16 protein-coding genes, 2 tRNA genes and 1 rRNA gene are annotated in these 19,672 nt (G+C 53.1%); 7 read left to right on the forward strand and 12 right to left on the reverse strand.

Annotation, left to right across the window (positions count from 1 at the left end; translation table 11 throughout):
• Positions 1 to 72: 72 nt before the first annotated feature.
• Together rhlB and gppA are read left to right on the forward strand one after the other, a co-directional pair.
• Positions 73 to 1,341, forward strand: coding sequence for an ATP-dependent RNA helicase RhlB (rhlB, locus tag SK34_RS23005; RefSeq protein ID WP_003017994.1), 1,269 nt, complete (start codon positions 73 to 75; stop codon positions 1,339 to 1,341).
• Between the two features lie 136 nt (positions 1,342 to 1,477).
• Positions 1,478 to 2,959: a guanosine-5'-triphosphate,3'-diphosphate diphosphatase gene (gene gppA, locus SK34_RS23010; protein WP_003844615.1), complete on the forward strand. Its 1,482-nt coding sequence runs from the start codon at positions 1,478 to 1,480 to the stop codon at positions 2,957 to 2,959.
• 47 nt (positions 2,960 to 3,006) lie between these two features.
• Here the strand turns inward: gppA and rep are convergent, their stop codons facing one another.
• Positions 3,007 to 5,028 (reverse strand): DNA helicase Rep, encoded by a 2,022-nt coding sequence (gene rep, locus SK34_RS23015; protein ID WP_003829018.1) that lies wholly within the window; start codon positions 5,026 to 5,028, stop codon positions 3,007 to 3,009.
• A gap of 84 nt (positions 5,029 to 5,112) precedes the next feature.
• Here rep and ppiC point away from each other — a divergent pair, with 84 nt between their 5' ends.
• Positions 5,113 to 5,394, forward strand: a complete 282-nt coding sequence (gene ppiC, locus SK34_RS23020; RefSeq protein ID WP_003017999.1) for a peptidylprolyl isomerase PpiC — start codon at positions 5,113 to 5,115, stop codon at positions 5,392 to 5,394.
• A gap of 119 nt (positions 5,395 to 5,513) precedes the next feature.
• Here ppiC and ilvC read toward each other — a convergent pair whose 3' ends face one another.
• Positions 5,514 to 6,989, reverse strand: coding sequence for a ketol-acid reductoisomerase (ilvC, locus tag SK34_RS23025; protein WP_003018001.1), 1,476 nt, complete (start codon positions 6,987 to 6,989; stop codon positions 5,514 to 5,516).
• A gap of 164 nt (positions 6,990 to 7,153) precedes the next feature.
• Here ilvC and ilvY point away from each other — a divergent pair, with 164 nt between their 5' ends.
• Positions 7,154 to 8,056: an HTH-type transcriptional activator IlvY gene (gene ilvY, locus SK34_RS23030; protein ID WP_003018003.1), complete on the forward strand. Its 903-nt coding sequence runs from the start codon at positions 7,154 to 7,156 to the stop codon at positions 8,054 to 8,056.
• A 172-nt stretch (positions 8,057 to 8,228) separates the two neighbouring features.
• Positions 8,229 to 9,422 carry an enoyl-ACP reductase FabV gene (gene fabV, locus SK34_RS23035; RefSeq protein ID WP_048234262.1) on the forward strand — a complete coding sequence of 398 codons (1,194 nt, stop codon included), beginning with the start codon at positions 8,229 to 8,231 and terminating at the stop codon, positions 9,420 to 9,422.
• Positions 9,423 to 9,485: 63 nt separating this feature from the next.
• On the opposite strand, the gene ilvA is transcribed toward fabV, so the two are convergent.
• From ilvA to ilvL, 6 genes are all read right to left on the reverse strand, one after another.
• Complete coding sequence (gene ilvA, locus SK34_RS23040; protein ID WP_003018007.1) at positions 9,486 to 11,030, reverse strand: threonine ammonia-lyase, biosynthetic; 1,545 nt, start codon at positions 11,028 to 11,030, stop codon at positions 9,486 to 9,488.
• 5 nt (positions 11,031 to 11,035) lie between these two features.
• Positions 11,036 to 12,886, reverse strand: coding sequence for a dihydroxy-acid dehydratase (gene ilvD / locus SK34_RS23045; protein ID WP_003841177.1), 1,851 nt, complete (start codon positions 12,884 to 12,886; stop codon positions 11,036 to 11,038).
• Between the two features lie 60 nt (positions 12,887 to 12,946).
• The gene (locus SK34_RS23050) at positions 12,947 to 13,876 is read right to left on the reverse strand and encodes a branched-chain amino acid transaminase (RefSeq protein ID WP_003018014.1); all 930 of its coding nucleotides are present in this window, start codon (positions 13,874 to 13,876) and stop codon (positions 12,947 to 12,949) included.
• 17 nt (positions 13,877 to 13,893) lie between these two features.
• Positions 13,894 to 14,157: an acetolactate synthase 2 small subunit gene (gene ilvM, locus SK34_RS23055; RefSeq protein WP_003018017.1), complete on the reverse strand. Its 264-nt coding sequence runs from the start codon at positions 14,155 to 14,157 to the stop codon at positions 13,894 to 13,896.
• Positions 14,154 to 15,800, reverse strand: coding sequence for an acetolactate synthase 2 catalytic subunit (ilvG, locus tag SK34_RS23060; RefSeq protein WP_003841174.1), 1,647 nt, complete (start codon positions 15,798 to 15,800; stop codon positions 14,154 to 14,156). The genes ilvM and ilvG overlap by 4 nt, the downstream gene beginning before the upstream one ends.
• A 139-nt stretch (positions 15,801 to 15,939) precedes the next feature.
• Positions 15,940 to 16,038: an ilv operon leader peptide gene (ilvL, locus tag SK34_RS24420; RefSeq protein ID WP_001311244.1), complete on the reverse strand. Its 99-nt coding sequence runs from the start codon at positions 16,036 to 16,038 to the stop codon at positions 15,940 to 15,942.
• A 352-nt stretch (positions 16,039 to 16,390) separates the two neighbouring features.
• Between ilvL and SK34_RS23065 the strand changes: the two genes are divergently transcribed.
• Complete coding sequence (locus SK34_RS23065; protein ID WP_048234264.1) at positions 16,391 to 17,911, forward strand: YifB family Mg chelatase-like AAA ATPase; 1,521 nt, start codon at positions 16,391 to 16,393, stop codon at positions 17,909 to 17,911.
• Between the two features lie 24 nt (positions 17,912 to 17,935).
• Here SK34_RS23065 and maoP read toward each other — a convergent pair whose 3' ends face one another.
• Positions 17,936 to 18,274 (reverse strand): macrodomain Ori organization protein MaoP, encoded by a 339-nt coding sequence (maoP, locus tag SK34_RS23070; protein ID WP_003018025.1) that lies wholly within the window; start codon positions 18,272 to 18,274, stop codon positions 17,936 to 17,938.
• 106 nt (positions 18,275 to 18,380) lie between these two features.
• Here maoP and hdfR point away from each other — a divergent pair, with 106 nt between their 5' ends.
• Positions 18,381 to 19,226, forward strand: a complete 846-nt coding sequence (gene hdfR, locus SK34_RS23075; protein ID WP_086529734.1) for an HTH-type transcriptional regulator HdfR — start codon at positions 18,381 to 18,383, stop codon at positions 19,224 to 19,226.
• A 99-nt stretch (positions 19,227 to 19,325) separates the two neighbouring features.
• On the opposite strand, the gene SK34_RS23080 is transcribed toward hdfR, so the two are convergent.
• The 3 genes from SK34_RS23080 to rrf form a co-directional block, all read right to left on the reverse strand.
• Positions 19,326 to 19,401: transfer RNA gene (locus SK34_RS23080), tRNA-Trp, on the reverse strand.
• 52 nt (positions 19,402 to 19,453) lie between these two features.
• Positions 19,454 to 19,530, reverse strand: a tRNA-Asp gene (locus tag SK34_RS23085).
• Positions 19,531 to 19,585: 55 nt separating this feature from the next.
• Positions 19,586 to 19,672: ribosomal RNA gene (gene rrf, locus SK34_RS23090) — 5S ribosomal RNA — on the reverse strand; the annotation flags it as partial.

Consider the following 19,672-nt stretch of genomic DNA (forward strand, 5'->3'; position numbering starts at 1 on the left):
CAACTAAAGGTTGACTTTATTTCACCGGATACGCTTTCGTAAAGCAATAGTAAGCTGATATTCTACCACACTATGAGCAAAACACATTTAACAGAACAGAAGTTTTCCGACTTCGCCCTGCACCCAAAGGTGATAGAAGCCCTTGAAAACAAAGGCTTTCATAACTGTACGCCCATTCAGGCCCTCGCGCTGCCGCTAACGCTGGCTGGTCGTGATGTTGCCGGGCAGGCGCAAACCGGTACCGGAAAAACGATGGCGTTCCTGACGTCAACGTTTCATTATCTTCTCTCTCATCCCGCGATTGCCGATCGCAAGGTGAACCAACCGCGTGCGTTAATTATGGCGCCAACGCGTGAGTTAGCCGTGCAGATCCACGCCGATGCCGAGCCGCTGGCACAGACCACTGGTCTGAAATTAGGCCTGGCGTATGGCGGCGACGGTTACGATAAGCAGCTGAAAGTGCTGGAAAGCGGCGTCGATATTCTTATCGGCACGACCGGTCGTCTCATCGACTATGCAAAACAGAACCACATTAATCTGGGCGCGATTCAGGTCGTGGTGCTGGATGAAGCCGATCGTATGTACGATCTGGGCTTTATTAAAGATATCCGTTGGCTGTTCCGTCGTATGCCGCCAACCACCCAACGTCTGAATATGCTGTTTTCTGCAACCCTCTCTTACCGCGTTCGCGAACTGGCGTTCGAACAAATGAATAACGCTGAGTACGTTGAAGTCGAACCGGAACAGAAAACTGGCCATCGCATTAAAGAAGAGCTCTTCTACCCCTCCAACGAAGAGAAAATGCGTTTACTGCAAACGCTGATTGAAGAAGAGTGGCCAGATCGCGCCATTGTTTTTGCTAACACCAAGCATCGTTGTGAAGATATCTGGGGCAGCCTTGCTGCAGACGGCCATCGTGTCGGTCTGCTGACCGGTGACGTGGCGCAGAAAAAACGTCTGCGAATCCTCGATGAATTCACCCGTGGCGATATCGACATTCTCGTTGCGACGGATGTTGCTGCACGTGGTCTGCATATCCCAGCCGTAACGCACGTATTTAACTATGACCTGCCGGATGACTGTGAAGATTACGTTCACCGTATCGGTCGTACCGGTCGTGCTGGTGCAAGCGGTCACTCTATCAGCCTCGCTTGTGAAGAGTACGCGCTGAATTTACCCGCAATCGAGACCTATATCGGCCACTCGATTCCGGTCAGCAAATATAACCCGGATGCGCTGATGACCGATCTGCCGAAGCCGTTGCGCTTAACGCGCCCGCGCACAGGCAATGGCCCACGCCGTACCGGTGGTGCTCCGCGTAATCGTCGTCGTTCAGGTTAAGAAAAGTTATGCCATACACAAAATCATTCAGCCTGTATCAAGGCGGCAAGAAAACGAATCCTGATGAACCTACTTTAGTAAGTGATTCGGGTGAGAGAACGCAGCCAACACAGATACAGGTTGAAGGATGAAGTGTATGAATTCTACTTCGCTGTATGCGGCAATCGATCTCGGATCAAATAGTTTTCATATGCTGGTTGTACGCGAGGTGGCAGGAAGCATCCAGACGCTCACTCGTATCAAACGCAAAGTGCGTCTGGCTGCTGGACTCAACGGTGACAACGAGCTCTCTGTTGAAGCAATGGAGCGCGGCTGGCAATGTTTGCGCCTGTTTGCAGAACGTCTGCAGGATATCCCGCATCCACAAATCCGCGTGGTCGCCACGGCAACATTACGCATCGCCGTAAATGCCGATGTGTTTATTGCTAAAGCGCAAGAGATCCTCGGCTGCCCTGTCCAGGTGATTAGCGGTGAAGAAGAAGCGCGCCTGATTTATCAAGGTGTGGCCCACACTACCGGCGGTGCAGATCAGCGTCTGGTCGTCGACATTGGCGGGGCCAGCACTGAACTGGTTACCGGTTCTGGCGCGCAAACCACTTCCCTGTTCAGCCTGTCAATGGGCTGCGTCACCTGGCTCGAACGCTATTTTACCGATCGTAATCTGGCACAGGAAAACTTTGACGAGGCCGAGAAAGCCGCTCGCGAAGTTCTGCGCCCGGTCGCCGACAAACTGCGTTTTCATGGCTGGAAAGTTTGCGTTGGTGCCTCTGGCACCGTCCAGGCGTTGCAGGAAATCATGATGGCGCAGGGCATGGATGAGCGCATTACGCTGGCCAAACTTCAGCAGCTTAAGCAGCGTGCCATTCACTGCGGTCGTCTGGAAGAGCTCGAAATCGAAGGGTTAACGCTGGAACGTGCGCTGGTTTTCCCCAGCGGGCTGGCCATTCTGATTGCTATTTTCACCGAACTGAACATTCAATGCATGACCCTGGCCGGCGGCGCATTACGTGAAGGTCTGGTCTACGGTATGCTACATCTGGCGGTGGATCAGGATATTCGTAGCCGCACATTACGCAATATCCAGCGTCGCTTTATGGTCGATACAGAGCAAGCACATCGCGTTGCCAATTTAGCGACTAAATTTCTCGATCAGGTAGAAAAAAAGTGGCATCTTGAACCGATTAGCCGCGAACTACTGATTAGTGCCTGTCAGCTGCATGAAATTGGCCTAAGCGTTGATTTTAAACAGGCACCACAGCATGCCGCTTATCTGGTGCGCAATCTCGATCTCCCGGGTTTTACCCCTGCGCAAAAGAAACTGCTAGCGACGCTGTTACTCAACCAGACCAATCCCGTCGATCTCTCTTCACTCCACCAGCAAAACGCAGTGCCGCCGCGCATCGCGGAGCATCTTTGTCGTTTGCTACGCCTGGCGATCATCTTCGCCAGTCGTCGCCGTGACGATCTTGTGCCGGAAATACAACTGGATGCAAGAAACGAGCACCTGACGGTCACTCTACCAGAAGGCTGGCTGGAACATCATCCGCTGGGTAAAGAGTTAATCGATCAGGAAAGCCAGTGGCAAAGCTATGTCCACTGGCCGCTGGAAGTGCGTTAGATGTTGGTTGCCGGATAGTGCTTACACAGATCCGGCCCATAAAATACCTACTTCGCTTTAGCTTTCGCCATCATTGCCCGAATATTAGCGATGCTGGCCTGCCCTTTTTGCATCCGCTCCTCTGCGCTCACCACTTTTCGCTCTTGCTCCCAGATAACGTCATCCTGTGGCAGCTCCAGAAGGAAACGACTCGGTTCCGGACGCACCAGCTCACCGTACTGACGACGCTCTTTACATAGCGTGAAGATGAGCTCTTTTTGTGCACGCGTAATCCCTACATAAGCCAGACGACGTTCTTCATCGATATTGTCTTCATCGATACTGCTCTGGTGCGGCAAAAATCCTTCTTCCATTCCCACCATAAACACGTATGGGAACTCCAGCCCTTTTGAGGCATGCAGTGTCATCAATTGCACCTGATCCAGCTCTTCTTCACTCTCTCCACGTTCCATCATGTCGCGTAGGGTAAAGCGGGTAACAACCTGGGTCAGGGTCATTGGCTCTTCCAGCTCACTGCCTTCCAGCATCTCCGTCATCCAACTGAACAGCGTATTGACGTTTTTCATACGCATTTCAGCCGCTTTCGGGCTCGGCGAGGTTTCATACAGCCAAGATTCGTAATCAATACCGTGGATAAGATCGCGCACAGCGGCAACCGGCTCACGCTCCGCCAGACGCTGAATTTCCCCCAGCCAGTGCGTAAAGCGAGTCAGAGAATCATACCCGCGCCCGGTCAGTGTCTGGCTAAGTCCCATATCAAAGCTGGCGGTAAACAGGCTTTTATTACGTGTCATCGCCCATTCCCCCAACTTTTGCAGCGTGGCCGGGCCGATTTCACGTTTTGGCGTATTTACGATACGCAAAAATGCGCTATCGTCATCCGGGTTGCTCAGCACGCGCAGATAGGCCAGCAGATCTTTAATCTCCGGACGCGAGAAGAACGACGTTCCGCCGGAAATTTTGTACGGGATACGGTTCTGCATTAGAAACTTTTCGAACACGCGCGACTGATGATTACCGCGATACAGGATGGCGTAGTCTTTATACTGCGTCTTGTTCACAAAATGATGGGCAATTAATTCCCCGGTCACGCGTTCCGCTTCGTGCTCTTCATTATTGGCACTCAGTACCTTCAGTTCAGCACCGTAACCCAACTCGGAAAAGAGTCGCTTTTCAAAGACGTGTGGATTGTTCGCAATAAGGATGTTCGCCGCCTTCAGGATGCGACCTGATGAACGGTAGTTTTGCTCCAGCTTCACCACCTGCAAAGCCGGAAAATCTTTGCTTAACAGTACCAGGTTCTGTGGACGGGCGCCGCGCCAGGAGTAGATCGACTGATCGTCATCACCCACGACGGTAAAGCGCGCGCGTTTACCTACCAGCAACTTCACCAGCTCGTACTGGCTGGTGTTGGTATCCTGATATTCATCCACCAGCAGGTAGCGGATTCTGTTTTGCCAGCGCTCACGCACTTCTTCATTGCGCTGTAGCAGCAGCGTGGGAAGCAGGATCAGATCGTCAAAATCGAGGACGTTACACGCCTTCATATGCGCGTCATACAGACCATAGCAGTGGGCAAAAATACGATCGCGCTCGCCCTTGGCGCTGGCTGCCGCCTGTGCCGGAGTCATCAGATCGTTTTTCCAGTTGGAGATCGTCGAGATCAACTGCTGGAGGATAAGCTTATCGTCTTCGATTAGCCCTTCGGTCAGTTCCTTGAGCAATGCCACCTGGTCAGTATCGTCAAACAACGAGAAGTTCGACTTCATCCCCAGCGCCGCATATTCACGCTTAATGATATCCAGTCCCAGGGTGTGGAAGGTGGAGATCATCAACCCACGCGCCTCTTTACGACCCAGCGTTTGCGCCACGCGCTCTTTCATCTCGCGCGCAGCCTTATTGGTAAAGGTCACGGCCGCAATATGGCGTGCCTGATAACCACATTCACGGATCAGATGGGCGATTTTGTTGGTGATAACACGCGTCTTGCCGGAACCCGCTCCCGCCAGCACCAGGCAAGGTCCGGTGACGAATTCGACGGCTTGTTGTTGTCCGGGGTTCAAACGCATAAAGGGTCACTCATGAAAGTCGGGAGGGGAGAATAACAGCGTGGTAGTATAGCCAGCCTTAACCACCCCACTCAAGGCACGATCATGGCAAAAACAGCAGCAGCAGTGCATATCCTTGTTAAAGAAGAGAAACTGGCACTGGATCTTCTGGAACAGATTAAAAACGGCGCAGACTTCGGCAAACTGGCGAAGAAACACTCTATCTGCCCATCAGGCAAACGCGGCGGTGATTTAGGTGAATTCCGTCAGGGCCAGATGGTTCCGGCGTTCGACAAAGTGGTCTTTTCCTGCCCAGTGCTGGAGCCAACCGGCCCGCTGCACACTCAGTTTGGTTACCACATAATTAAAGTACTGTACCGTAACTAATAAAAAATCCCGGAGCGTTCAGGCACCGGGATTTTTTTGCCGGATGGCGGCTACGCCTTATCCGGCTTACATCTGCTGTGCGTAGGTCGGGTAAGCGCAAGCGCCACCCGACATCCTATTTAGCCAGCAACGGCAATGCGTTTCATATCGGTCATGTAACCGCGCAGTTTCTTACCAACCTGCTCGATAGCGTGGCTACGGATTGCTTCGTTCACGTCGCGCAGCTGCGCGTTGTCTACCGCACCTTCGGCAATCGCTTTGCCCAGGTCGCCGGTCTGCAGGGTGGTCATGAACTCTTTCAGCAGCGGTACGCAAGCGTAAGAGAACAGGTAGTTGCCGTATTCTGCGGTATCGGAGATAACCACGTTCATTTCGTACAGACGCTTACGGGCGATGGTATTCGCGATCAGCGGCAGCTCGTGCAGTGATTCGTAGTACGCAGATTCTTCGATGATGCCGGAATCAACCATGGTTTCGAACGCCAGTTCAACGCCCGCTTTCACCATCGCAATCATCAGAACGCCTTTATCGAAGTACTCCTGCTCACCGATTTTACCTTCAAACTGCGGAGCGGTTTCGAACGCGGTTTTACCGGTCTCTTCACGCCAGGTCAGCAGTTTCTTATCGTCGTTAGCCCAGTCAGCCATCATGCCGGAAGAGAATTCGCCGGAAATGATGTCGTCCATGTGTTTCTGGAACAGCGGCGCCATAATCTCTTTCAGCTGTTCGGACAGCGCATAAGCACGCAGTTTCGCCGGGTTAGACAGACGGTCCATCATCAGGGTGATGCCGCCCTGCTTCAGCGCTTCGGTGATGGTTTCCCAGCCGAACTGAATCAGTTTTTCAGCATATGCCGGGTCAGTACCTTCTTCCACCAGCTTATCGAAGCACAGCAGAGAACCGGCTTGCAGCATACCGCACAGGATAGTCTGCTCACCCATCAGATCAGATTTCACTTCCGCAACGAAGGAGGACTCCAGCACGCCCGCACGGTGACCGCCGGTGGCCGCAGCCCAGGCTTTAGCAATCGCCATACCTTCGCCTTTCGGATCGTTTTCCGGGTGAACGGCGATCAGGGTCGGTACACCGAAGCCACGTTTGTACTCTTCACGAACTTCAGTACCCGGGCACTTCGGTGCCACCATCACAACGGTGATGTCTTTACGGATCTGCTCGCCCACTTCGACGATGTTGAAGCCGTGTGAATAGCCCAGCGCCGCGCCATCTTTCATCAGCGGTTGTACCGAACGTACAACGTCGGAGTGCTGCTTGTCTGGCGTCAGGTTAACCACCAGGTCAGCCTGCGGGATCAGCTCTTCGTAGGTACCCACTTTGAAGCCGTTTTCGGTCGCTTTACGCCAGGAAGCACGCTTCTCAGCAATGGCTTCTTTACGCAGTGCGTAGGAGATATCCAGACCGGAGTCACGCATGTTCAGGCCCTGGTTCAGACCCTGAGCGCCACAGCCGACGATGACCACTTTTTTACCCTGAAGGTAGCTCGCACCATCGGCGAATTCGTCGCGGCCCATAAAGCGACATTTACCCAGCTGTGCCAGCTGCTGGCGCAGGTTCAGTGTATTAAAGTAGTTAGCCATGATGGTGTACTCCGTGATGTTGTGTTGTGGTGCTTATTATTCGGTTCGCAGATTTGTATTTGCGAGATTGAATCCACATTACAACAGGAAATTTATTGCGGAAATTGATATATTCACAACGTCACATTGCAATTTATGCAACGTAGAAAATCGGAGGCTCGTCTGTGGATTTACGCGATCTGAAAATGTTCCTGCATTTGGCTGAAAGTCGCCACTTTGGCCGCAGCGCACGGGCAATGCACGTCAGCCCCTCCACGCTTTCGCGCCAGATTCAGCGCCTGGAAGAAGATCTCGGCCAGCCGCTGTTTGTGCGCGATAACCGCACGGTCACGCTGACCGAAGCGGGCGAAGAGCTGCGCGTATTCGCCCAACAGACGCTGCTGCAATACCAGCAACTGCGCCACACCCTCGATCAACAAGGGCCGTCGCTGTCAGGCGAACTGCATATTTTCTGTTCGGTAACTGCGGCATACAGCCATCTGCCACCCATTCTCGATCGTTTCCGCGCCGAGCATCCATCGGTGGAAATTAAGCTCACCACCGGCGACGCCGCCGATGCGATGGACAAAGTGGTCACTGGTGAAGCCGATCTGGCGATTGCCGGTAAGCCCGAGACACTACCCGGCGCGGTAGCTTTCTCGATGCTGGAGAATCTGACGGTGGTGCTGATCGCCCCGGCGCTGCCCTGCCCGGTGCGTAATCAGGTTTCCGTCGAGAAACCCGACTGGTCGACGGTGCCGTTTATCATGGCCGACCAGGGGCCGGTCCGCCGCCGCATTGAGCTGTGGTTCCGCCGTCACAAAATCAGCAACCCATCGATTTACGCTACGGTAGGCGGTCATGAAGCGATGGTCTCAATGGTGGCGCTGGGCTGCGGCGTGGCGCTGCTGCCGGAAGTGGTGCTGGAAAACAGCCCGGAGCCGGTACGTAACCGCGTGATGATTTTAGAACGCAGCGACGAGAAAACGCCGTTCGAACTGGGCGTCTGCGCGCCGAAAAAGCGGCTGCATGAACCGCTGATCGACGCGTTCTGGAAGATTGTTCTGGAACGTAAATCTGCCGACTAGCTCCAGCGTCAGGCCTAAAATCAGTGGTAGATTCAGTATTGGCGCTCCTTTTCTGTATAATGTCGTGATCCATTGTAGTGGGGGGCTTGTTAACCATCGCGTTAAGCAGGCCAGAACAGACGGTGTCATTGCGCACTTGACAGCGAAAATACAAACTTAATTAGCCATCATTATGATAATCAAACCAAAAATTCGTGGATTCATCTGTACAACGACCCATCCGACTGGCTGCAAAGTCAACGTGGAAAAGCAGATCGAGTATGTTAAGCAGAACGGGAAAATCGAGAACGGCCCGTCCCGCGTGCTGGTGATCGGTGCTTCCACCGGTTACGGTCTGGCTTCCAGAATTTCTGCCGCCTTTGGCAGCGGAGCCGCCACTATCGGCGTATTTTTCGAAAAACCGGGCACGGATACCAAACCGGGTTCCGCAGGCTGGTATAACTCTGCCGCCTTCGATGAAGCCGCTAAGCGTGAAGGTCTGTACTCCAAAAGCATCAACGGCGATGCGTTCTCTGACGAATGCCGTGATGAAGTGATCAAACTGATAAAAGAAGACCTGGGTCAGATTGACCTGGTGGTTTACTCACTGGCTTCCCCAGTGCGTAAAATGCCGAAAACCGGTGAAATCGTCCGTTCTGCGCTGAAGCCAATCGGTGAGGTTTACACCTCTAAAGCGATCGATACCAACAAAGATCAGATCATCACCGCCAGCATTGAGCCGGCAACCGAAGAAGAAGTTCAGAACACCGTCACCGTCATGGGCGGCGAAGACTGGGAACTGTGGATGGGCGCGCTGAACGAAGCTGGCGTGCTGGCTGACGGCGTGAAAACCGTAGCCTACTCCTACATCGGTACCGACCTGACCTGGCCAATCTACTGGCACGGCGCGCTGGGCAAAGCGAAAGAAGATCTCGATCGCGCCGCGGGCGAACTGCGTAACCAGCTGGCTCCGCTGAACGGTTCCGCGAACGTTGCCGTACTGAAGTCCGTTATCACTCAGGCGTCTTCCGCCATTCCAGTGATGCCGTTGTACATCTCCATGGTCTTCAAGCTGATGAAAGCACAGGGGATTCATGAAGGTTGTATCGAGCAAATCAACCGTCTGATGACCACCAGCTTGTACGGTGACAAAGTGGCGCTTGATGACAACCAGCGTATCCGTATGGATGACTGGGAACTGCGTGATGACATTCAGCAGGCATGTCGCGACCTGTGGCCGCTGATCACCACCGAAAACCTGGCGCAAGAAACCGATTATGCAGGCTACAAGCAAGAATTCCTGAACCTGTTCGGTTTTGGCCTCGACGGCGTGGACTACGACGCTGACGTGAACACCGAAGTCGAATTCGACGTTATCACGCTGTAATCTGCTGATACAGTAGCAAAAAGGGTTCATGTTTTTACATGAACCCTTTTTTAATGGCTGTTGTTAACCCGCCAGGAAGAACCTGAACGCCGGGTTATGCGTTTCATCGTGACAATCATAGCCCAGCTCGTTCAGCCGCGTTTCGAAATCAGGCTCGTGTTCCCCCAACTCAAATGCCGCCAGTACGCGACCATAGTCGGTACCGTGACTGCGATAGTGGAACAATGAAATATTCCAGTGCGTACCCAGGGTATGCAGGAATTTGAGCAACGCCCCTGGTGATTCGGGGAATTCGAAGCTGTAGAGACGCTCCTGTAAGGGTTTCGACGGTCGTCCACCGACCATATAGCGCACGTGTAACTTCGCCATCTCGTCATCAGACAGATCCACCACGCTGTAGCCGCCCTCGTTGAGCAGTTGCAGGATTTCCTTACGCTCTTCCAGCCCACGGCTCAGGCGTACACCGACAAAAATGCAGGCGTCTTTCGCATCGGCAAAGCGGTAGTTAAACTCCGTTACCGAACGGCCACCCAACAGCTGGCAGAACTTCAGGAAACTTCCCTTCTCTTCCGGGATGGTCACCGCCAGTAAGGCTTCGCGCTGCTCCCCTAACTCGCAACGTTCGGAAACGTAGCGCAGGCCGTGGAAGTTAACGTTAGCGCCGGAAAGAACATGCGCCAGACGTTCACCGCGAATATTATGCTGGGCGATGTATTTTTTCATCCCCGCCAGCGCCAGCGCCCCGGAAGGCTCAGCCACCGCACGTACATCCTCGAACAGGTCTTTCATTGCCGCACAAATAGCATCGCTATCGACAGTGATAATATCGTCGAGATATTCCTGGCACAGACGGAAGGTTTCATCGCCAATACGTTTCACCGCTACGCCTTCGGCAAAGAGACCCACACGCGGCAGATCCACCGGATGACCAGCATCCAGCGCCGCTTTCAGGCAGGCCGAATCTTCCGCTTCCACGGCAATCACTTTGATTTGCGGCATCAGCTGTTTAATCAGCACCGCAACACCTGCCGCTAATCCGCCACCACCAACAGGCACGAATACGCGATCGAGATGAGCGTCCTGCTGGAGCAGCTCCAGCGCCAGCGTGCCCTGCCCGGCAATCACCATCGGATGATCAAACGGTGGAACCCAGGTAAAACCCTGCTGCTGTGACAGTTCAATCGCTTTGGCTTTGGCTTCATCAAAATTCGCGCCGTGCAGCAGCACTTCTCCGCCGAAGCCGCGAACGGCATCGACTTTGATATCGGCGGTAGCCGTTGGCATGACAATCAGCGCCTTCACGCCTAAGCGCGCAGAAGAGAACGCGACACCCTGAGCATGATTACCCGCCGATGCGGTGATGACCCCATGCGCTTTTTGCTCTTCGGTCAAGCCCGCCATCATGGCATAGGCACCGCGTAGCTTGAAGCTGTGAACGGGTTGACGGTCTTCGCGCTTCACCAGAATGACGTTATCGAGGCGCGAAGAAAGCTTTTCCATTTTCTGTAGCGGCGTTACCTGTGCCGCTTCGTATACCGGCGCACGCAGTACCGCTCTGAGATACTCAGCGCCCTCAGGAGCACCGGATAGAGGTTGTGAATCCGCCATGGTCATTATCCCCCGAGCTTCGACTTATCGCGCACCGCACCTTTGTCGGCACTGGTTGCCAGGCTGGCATAGGCGCGCAGTGCAAAGGAGACCTGACGTTGACGATCTTTTGGCGTCCAGGCTTTGTCACCGCGAGCTTCCTGCGCTTCACGGCGCGCAGCGATTTCCGCATCACTCAGTTGCAGTTGAATACCACGATTCGGGATATCAATGGCAATCATGTCACCATCTTCGATAATCGCGATATTACCGCCGCTGGCGGCTTCCGGAGAAACGTGACCGATGGAAAGCCCCGAAGTACCGCCGGAGAAACGACCATCGGTAATCAGCGCACAAGCCTTGCCGAGGCCCATCGATTTCAGGAAGGTGGTTGGGTAGAGCATTTCCTGCATGCCTGGCCCGCCTTTCGGCCCTTCGTAGCGAATGACAACCACGTCGCCAGCCACCACTTTACCGCCGAGGATTGCTTCAACCGCATCGTCCTGGCTTTCATACACTTTTGCCGGGCCGGTGAATTTCAGGATACTGTCATCCACGCCTGCAGTTTTTACGATACAGCCGTTTTCCGCAAAGTTACCGTACAGGACTGCAAGACCGCCGTCTTTGCTGTAAGCATGTTCCAGCGAGCGGATGCAGCCTTCAGCGCGGTCGTCATCCAGCGTATCCCAACGGCAGTCCTGCGAGAACGCCTGGGTGGTACGGATGCCCGCCGGTCCGGCGCGGAACATTTTTTTCACCTCGTCGTCTTTGGTCAACATCACGTCATACCGATCAAGCGTTTGCGGCAGAGTCAGACCCAGCACGTTTTTCACGTCGCGGTTCAGCAGTCCGGCACGATCCAGTTCGCCTAAAATACCCAGTACGCCGCCTGCGCGGTGCACGTCTTCCATATGGTATTTCTGCGTGCTCGGCGCCACTTTACACAGCTGTGGGACTTTGCGGGACAGCTTGTCGATATCACTCATGGTGAAGTCGATTTCCGCTTCCTGTGCGGCCGCCAGCAGGTGCAGAACGGTGTTGGTGGAGCCGCCCATGGCGATATCCAGCGTCATGGCGTTCTCAAACGCCGCTTTACTGGCAATGTTGCGCGGCAGGGCGGAGGCATCATCCTGCTCGTAATAGCGTTTGGTCAGCTCGACGATGCGTTTACCCGCGTTAAGGAACAGCGTTTTACGGTCGGCGTGAGTCGCCAACAGCGAACCGTTACCCGGCTGCGACAGGCCCAGCGCTTCGGTCAGGCAGTTCATCGAGTTGGCGGTGAACATGCCGGAGCAGGAGCCGCAGGTTGGACAGGCGGAACGTTCAACCTGCTCGCTTTGTGAGTCGGAGACTTTCGGGTCAGCACCCTGAATCATCGCATCAACCAGGTCGAGCTTGATGATTTGGTCAGAGAGCTTGGTTTTCCCGGCTTCCATCGGACCGCCGGAAACAAAGATCACCGGAATATTCAGGCGCAAAGAGGCCATTAACATCCCAGGGGTGATTTTGTCGCAGTTAGAGATACAGACCATCGCATCGGCGCAGTGGGCGTTAACCATGTACTCCACTGAATCGGCGATCAGCTCGCGCGACGGCAGTGAATACAGCATGCCACCGTGCCCCATGGCGATACCATCATCCACAGCAATGGTGTTGAACTCTTTCGCCACGCCGCCTGAGGCTTCGATTTGTTCGGCAACCAGTTTACCGAGATCGCGCAGGTGGACGTGACCCGGCACAAACTGGGTAAAAGAGTTCACCACAGCGATAATCGGTTTACCGAAATCATCATCGGTCATCCCGGTGGCGCGCCACAGTGCGCGGGCACCCGCCATATTGCGGCCGTGGGTGGTGGTAGCAGAACGATACTTAGGCATGCTTGATTAACTCCCGTCTGTCTAATAATTGGGACGGTGCGTGCCGTCCCAAATTTATGTTTATTGATTAACCTGATCCAACCAGCCGTATTTATCTTCCGTTTCACCAGTGAAGAGGCCAAAGAAGGCCTGCTGGATGCGTTTGGTGACCGGACCGCAGCGGCCTTCGCCCACCTGGATACCATCGACGCTGCGTACTGGGGTGATTTCGGCCGCGGTACCGGACATGAACACTTCGTCGGCCAGGTACAGCGATTCACGGGACAGCACCTGCTCACGCACTTCGATATCGAGATCTTTCGCCAGCTTAATGATCGCGTCACGGGTGATACCCGGCAGTGCAGAAGAGGTAAACGGCGGGGTAAACAGAATGCCGTCTTTTACTTCAAACAGGTTTTCACCCGCGCCTTCAGAGATGTAACCATTCACATCCAGGGCAATGCCTTCCTGATAGCCATGACGACGCGCTTCACTACCCACCAGCAGCGAAGACAGATAGTTACCGCCCGCTTTAGCCGCTGTAGGGATGGTGTTCGGCGCAACGCGGTTCCAGGAAGAAACCATCGCGTCGATCCCCTGTTCCAGCGCTTCAGCACCAAGGTAAGCGCCCCACGGGAACGCAGCGATGATCACGTCAGTGGTGTATCCCGCTGGCGGGTTAACGCCCATCCCCACGTCGCCAACAAACACCAGCGGACGGATATAGGCGCTGGTCAGATTGTTTTTACGAATCACCTCACGGCAAGCTTCCATCAGCTCATCAACGCTCTGAGAAACCGGAAAACGATAGATCTTGGCTGAATCACGCAGACGCTGCATATGTTCGCGATGACGGAACACCACCGGCCCTTTGTGAGAATCGTAGCAACGGATGCCTTCAAATACAGAAGTACCGTAGTGCAGCGCGTGGGACATCACGTGAACCTTCGCGTCTTCCCAACGAATCATCTCGCCATTAGACCAAATGTAATCAGCTTTTTTCGTCGTCATTTTTCTTCCTTTTGCGCTCAGGCGCGGATTTGTTGTGATGTGGTTGTGCTCTGGCAGATAGCAACATGTGCAACGTCTACCAGTTTACTTAACTGACTAAACAGTAAGTCGACCGACCGGGGGCTGGCAACGGTCAATTCGATATTTATATTCTGCGCATCGCTGGCAGCTTCCATATTCATGGAGCACACCTGAAAACCGCGATGGCGTACCACGCGTAAAACACGTTCTAACGTTTCCGGATTGAACCGAGCCTCAACGGCGACCTGATGTTGCATCATGATAATTTCTCCAGCATTTCTGAGTTACTGGCACCTGGCGGTACCAGAGGCCAGACATTCTCAAGTTCGTCGATTGAGACATGAAGCAGGTATGGCCCCTCGCTGTTCAGCATGGTGTCGAGTGCCGCTTCAACCTGGTCTTTACGGGTGATGTGTTGACCTGGTATGCCGAAGGCGCTGGCCAACATGAGGAAATCGGGGTTATCGGTAAGGGTGGTTTCGCTATAACGTTCCTGGAAAAACAGCTGCTGCCATTGTCGCACCATGCCTAACCGCTGGTTGTCGAGTAAAACTATCTTCAGCGGCAACTGCTTGCGTTTTACGGTGCCGAGCTCCTGTACATTCATCATGAAGGAACCGTCACCGGAGATACAGATTACCGTATCGTTCGGGCGAGCAACCTGCGCGCCAACCGCTGCTGGCAAGCCAAAGCCCATCGTACCCAGGCCGCTCGAGGTGATAAAATTTTCCGGGCGGGTGTAGGTCATATGCTGCGCCGACCACATCTGATGCTGGCCAACATCCGTTGTCACTACGCTGTCCGCGGGTTTGCGATCGGACAACTGCTTCAACAACAGTGGTGCGTAGATAGCCTCACCGGGATGATCATAGCGCCAGGTATGCTCTGTGCGCAGTTCAGCACTATGCTGACGCCATGCGTCAATCTTCAGCGATTGCTGCAATGCCGGCAGCAGAGAATTTAAATCACCCTGCAATGCTACGTGCGCCTGGCGCAGCTTGTTCATTTCCGCAGGGTCGATATCCATGTGGATCACGCTGGCGTTTGGTGCGAAGGTATTCAGCTTGCCGGTCACCCGGTCATCAAAACGCGCGCCCACTGCAATCAGTAAATCACATTCTTGCACCGCGAAATTTGCCGCTTTAGTGCCGTGCATTCCCAACATACCCAAATAGTATGGGTAGTCAGCCTCTACTGCGCCCAGCCCCTTCAACGTGCAGGCGACCGGCATTTGGGTTACCGCGATAAATTCACGCAGGGCCGGGACCGCCTGCGCCATACCAACGCCGCCACCTACGTACAGGATAGGTTTCTGCGCTTGTGCCAGCATTTTACGCGCCTGCTCAACGTCAGCGTGCGGGAAAACCTCTACGTTTTTGACTGTCGTAAAATACGGCTCCAGCGTACCGCTGGCCAATTGGATGTCTTTCGGGATATCAACCAGAACCGGCCCCGGACGACCGGAATTCGCCACAGCAAAAGCTTCAGCCATGATGCGCGGCAGCTCTTCCAGTGACTGCACCAGGAAACTGTGTTTGGTGCAGGACAGAGACATACCCAGAACGTCCACTTCCTGGAACGCATCCGTTCCGATGAAAGATGATGCCACCTGGCCGGTGATCGCCACCACAGGAACTGAATCTAACAGCGCATCGGCAAGGCCCGTGATCAGGTTGGTAGCACCAGGCCCGGAAGTGGCGATACACACGCCGGTTTTACCGGTCGCACGGGCATAGCCAATTGCTGCCATTGCCGCGCCCTGCTCGTGTCGGCACAACAGGTGTTCTACGCCGCCGTCATATAACGCATCGTAAACCGGCATAATTGCGCCACCAGGATAACCAAAGACGGTTTGAACCCCTTGTGCACGCAACGCATGTACCACCCACTGTGCCCCATTCATAGTTACATCCCCGCCGTAAATCTTGAGAAACAGAATTTTATGCTACCGTTCACTTTCTGCTCCTCGTGTATGTTTTTAAGGTCAAAAAAAACCCCCGGACCTTTCGGTGCGGGGGTCTTAGTTCGTTAAGGCTTGTTTTCTAAGCCTTTCCTCGTCCAAGTGCAGCCCCGCACGGTGGGATAATAATCACCACCACGCTAATCACGACCAGGCTAATCACTCGTAGAAGGGCTGTCATTTTTGTATTTTCTTGCATCTTGTTCGAAGGAATACCTAAAGAGTTACCATAGAATTTGCAAATGACACAAGATATTTTTTTATTCGTTTTTCTGACGACGTTAACGGTTTAGATAAATATCGTTGTTTTTTAAACAAAAAATCAAAGGTGAAAATATTTCACGTTTCAGGTGATTCTCGGCTACCCATTCCCTACTAAAAACGCCATGCAAAAGCGTTTGCGAACGCTATTCCAGACTTAATGTAATCAGTGTTGAGCTACATAAAAACACGGGAATAAGCCTCTAAAAACCGTAATTATGTGAAATCTTGCAGCGATGTATTGCGACATAATGCTTTCATCAGGAGGGCTTATGTCACTATCGATTGTTCACACACGCGCTGCGCTGGGCGTGAATGCGCCAGCCATTACCATCGAGGTACATATCAGCAATGGTTTGCCTGGTTTAACCATGGTGGGATTACCCGAAACAACGGTAAAAGAGGCCCGCGATCGGGTTCGCAGTGCGGTAATTAATAGCGGTTATGAATTCCCGGCAAAGAAGATAACCATAAACCTCGCTCCGGCCGATCTCCCAAAAGAAGGGGGACGATATGATTTACCTATCGCAGTTGCGCTTCTGGCCGCTTCTGAGCAGCTTACTACCCATAATCTCGATACATATGAGCTGGTAGGTGAATTAGCGCTTACAGGCGCGTTACGCGGCGTTCCCGGTGCGATATCAAGTGCAACCGAAGCCATTCGCGCAGGCAGGAGAATTATTGTCGCAAAAGAGAATGCAGCTGAAGTTGGACTAATACAGGGTGAAGGGTGCCTCATAGCCGATCATCTACAGGCAGTATGCGCATTCCTCGAAGGTAAGCATGATTTAGACAGACCATCATCAGCAGATTTTATCCCCTGCGCATTAGCAGATGATCTGAGCGATGTTATCGGCCAGGAACAGGGTAAACGCGGGCTGGAGCTTACCGCAGCTGGCGGTCATAACCTCATACTCATCGGCCCTCCGGGTACGGGTAAGACTATGCTGGCCAGTCGCCTGAGAGGATTGCTTCCGCCACTGAGTAACGATGAGGCACTGGAAAGCGCCGCGATTCTTAGTCTGGTCAATTCCGACACGCTACAGAAACAGTGGAAACAACGCCCTTTTCGCTCTCCGCATCACAGTGCTTCATTAACCGCCATGGTCGGTGGAGGCTCTATTCCTGCGCCAGGAGAGATCTCTCTGGCGCATAACGGCATACTATTTCTGGATGAACTACCCGAGTTTGAGCGGCGCACACTGGATGCACTGCGCGAACCCATTGAGTCCGGACAGATACATCTATCCCGCACCAGAGCAAAAATCACCTATCCCGCTCGCTTTCAACTCATAGCCGCCATGAATCCCAGCCCAACAGGCCATTATCAGGGGAACCATAACCGCTGCACCCCAGAGCAGACGCTACGCTACCTCAATCGATTATCAGGTCCATTTCTTGACCGCTTCGATCTCTCTCTCGAAATCCCTTTGCCACCGCCCGGGATACTCAGCCTGAACCAGGTAAAAGGGGAAGATAGCGCAACGGTGAAGCAACGTGTTATGGCAGCTCGAGATCGTCAGTATCGACGACAAAATAAGTTAAACGCGCATCTGGACAGTCAGGATATCCATAAATACTGTCCACTGCGCAGCGACGATGCACAGTGGCTTGAAGAAACGCTCGCGCATCTCGGATTATCCATCCGCGCCTGGTTACGCCTGATAAAGGTCGCTCGAACGATCGCGGATATAGAACAATCTGACCATATCTCTCGCCAGCACTTACAGGAGGCTGTTGGGTATCGGGCGATAGACAGATTACTCATTCATTTGCAGAAACTACTGGCATAAAAAAAGGGCTTTCGCCCTTTTTTATTAATCATCAGATTCGGTGTAGTCTTCCGCACCTTCCACCTGAGGTTTCCCACCAGACAGCGTGTGGAAGCGTTTTGGACGCTTAATGCGCGTCATGTATTTGGACCACACACGTTCAGCTTCGGTAACCGGTTCGCGCTCACCACGGCATACCGCAACAAACAGTTTTTCTTCTTCCGTTACCGGCTCACGCTTGCCCAGATCCAGCTCATTGAAAGCATAACCGTGACGCTCAAGCAGTTGTGCTTCTTTAATGGTGAAATCACCATGACGGGAGAATCCGCGGGGATAATATTTATTATCGAAATATCGATTAGTCGTCGTAAAGCTTTCCGCCATCCTGCACGCTCCTAATTCTTTGGCCGAGCTATTTATGGCGCGGAGTATTAGTTACGCTTGACAGAGCGTCAAACAAAAGATTTAAATCATAACGACAAATAATTTTATGGAGCGAGTTGTGGATACGGAATTGTTAAAAACTTTCCTGGAAGTTAGCCGGACACGCCACTTTGGCAGAGCTGCTGAAGCGCTCTATCTGACCCAATCAGCGGTTAGTTTCCGGATCAGACAACTGGAAAATCAATTGGGTGTAAACCTGTTCACCCGACACAGAAACAATATCCGTTTAACCGCTGCAGGTGAAAAATTACTGCCTTACGCTGAAACGCTGATGAATACGTGGCAAGCCGCACGTAAGGAGGTTGCGAATACCTCGCGACATAACGAGTTTTCTATTGGTGCCAGCGCATCCCTCTGGGAATGCATGCTTAATGGCTGGCTGGGGCGTTTGTACCAATCCCAGGAGCCGCAATCCAGCCTGCAGTTTGAAGCGAGGATCGCTCAGCGACAGTCGTTAGTAAAACAGCTCCATGAACGACAGCTTGATCTATTGATTACTACCGAAACGCCCAAAATGGACGAATTTAGCAGCCAACTGTTGGGATATTTCACGCTGGCGCTCTATTGCAGCTCTCCTTCGCAAACCAAGGATGAACTGAATTATCTGCGTCTGGAATGGGGACCTGACTTTCAGCAACACGAAGCGGGATTGATTGCGGGAGATGAAGTGCCGGTACTCACCACCAGTTCGGCAGAATTGGCCAGGCAGCAACTTTCAGTCCTTAGAGGCTTTAGCTGGCTTCCGGTCAGTTGGGCTAAAGGTAAAAGCGATCTCCATACGGTTACTGACAGTACAACCCTTTCGCGCCCGTTATATGCAGTTTGGCTGCAAAACAGCGATAAACATGCACTGATTTGCGACTTGCTGAGCACGAATATTCTGGAAGATTAAAGAAAATATGGGCAAGGATGCCGAGAATAAAACAACTGGAAGGCACTGCGCAAATTGCAGATAAAAAAAATCCTTAGCAAGAATGCTAAGGATTGTTTCTGGCAGGGGCGGAGAGACTCGAACTCGCGACACCCGGTTTTGGAGACCGGTGCTCTACCAACTGAGCTACGCCCCTAAATTTTTTTATCATTAAGCCTGCTTAGTAGCAGGCTTAATTTTCTAATAAGTGGCGGAACGGACGGGACTCGAACCCGCGACCCCCTGCGTGACAGGCAGGTATTCTAACCAACTGAACTACCGCTCCACCGAATTTCTTTGTCACTACCCGGATTCTTCATCCCGGTTTACTGCAATTTGATGCCTGGCAGTTCCCTACTCTCGCATGGGGAGACCCCACACTACCATCGGCGCTACGGCGTTTCACTTCTGAGTTCGGCATGGGGTCA

The organism is Citrobacter sp. MGH104 (assembly GCF_001034485.1).
GTDB classification, from domain to species: Bacteria; Pseudomonadota; Gammaproteobacteria; order Enterobacterales; family Enterobacteriaceae; genus Citrobacter; species Citrobacter freundii.

Excerpts from the sequence above, each read along its gene's own strand:
- ilvM (WP_003018017.1), bottom strand. The coding sequence starts at position 14,157 with ATGATGCAACATCAGGTCGCCGTTGAGGCTCGGTTCAATCCGGAAACG.
- ilvL (WP_001311244.1), bottom strand. The coding sequence starts at position 16,038 with ATGACAGCCCTTCTACGAGTGATTAGCCTGGTCGTGATTAGCGTGGTG.
- ilvA (WP_003018007.1), bottom strand. The coding sequence starts at position 11,030 with ATGGCGGATTCACAACCTCTATCCGGTGCTCCTGAGGGCGCTGAGTAT.
- gppA (WP_003844615.1), top strand. The coding sequence starts at position 1,478 with ATGAATTCTACTTCGCTGTATGCGGCAATCGATCTCGGATCAAATAGT.
- ilvD (WP_003841177.1), bottom strand. The coding sequence starts at position 12,886 with ATGCCTAAGTATCGTTCTGCTACCACCACCCACGGCCGCAATATGGCG.
- ilvC (WP_003018001.1), bottom strand. The coding sequence starts at position 6,989 with ATGGCTAACTACTTTAATACACTGAACCTGCGCCAGCAGCTGGCACAG.
- rhlB (WP_003017994.1), top strand. The coding sequence starts at position 73 with ATGAGCAAAACACATTTAACAGAACAGAAGTTTTCCGACTTCGCCCTG.
- fabV (WP_048234262.1), top strand. The coding sequence starts at position 8,229 with ATGATAATCAAACCAAAAATTCGTGGATTCATCTGTACAACGACCCAT.
- rep (WP_003829018.1), bottom strand. The coding sequence starts at position 5,028 with ATGCGTTTGAACCCCGGACAACAACAAGCCGTCGAATTCGTCACCGGA.
- hdfR (WP_086529734.1), top strand. The coding sequence starts at position 18,381 with ATGGAGCGAGTTGTGGATACGGAATTGTTAAAAACTTTCCTGGAAGTT.
- ilvG (WP_003841174.1), bottom strand. The coding sequence starts at position 15,800 with ATGAATGGGGCACAGTGGGTGGTACATGCGTTGCGTGCACAAGGGGTT.
- ppiC (WP_003017999.1), top strand. The coding sequence starts at position 5,113 with ATGGCAAAAACAGCAGCAGCAGTGCATATCCTTGTTAAAGAAGAGAAA.
- SK34_RS23050 (WP_003018014.1), bottom strand. The coding sequence starts at position 13,876 with ATGACGACGAAAAAAGCTGATTACATTTGGTCTAATGGCGAGATGATT.
- SK34_RS23065 (WP_048234264.1), top strand. The coding sequence starts at position 16,391 with ATGTCACTATCGATTGTTCACACACGCGCTGCGCTGGGCGTGAATGCG.
- maoP (WP_003018025.1), bottom strand. The coding sequence starts at position 18,274 with ATGGCGGAAAGCTTTACGACGACTAATCGATATTTCGATAATAAATAT.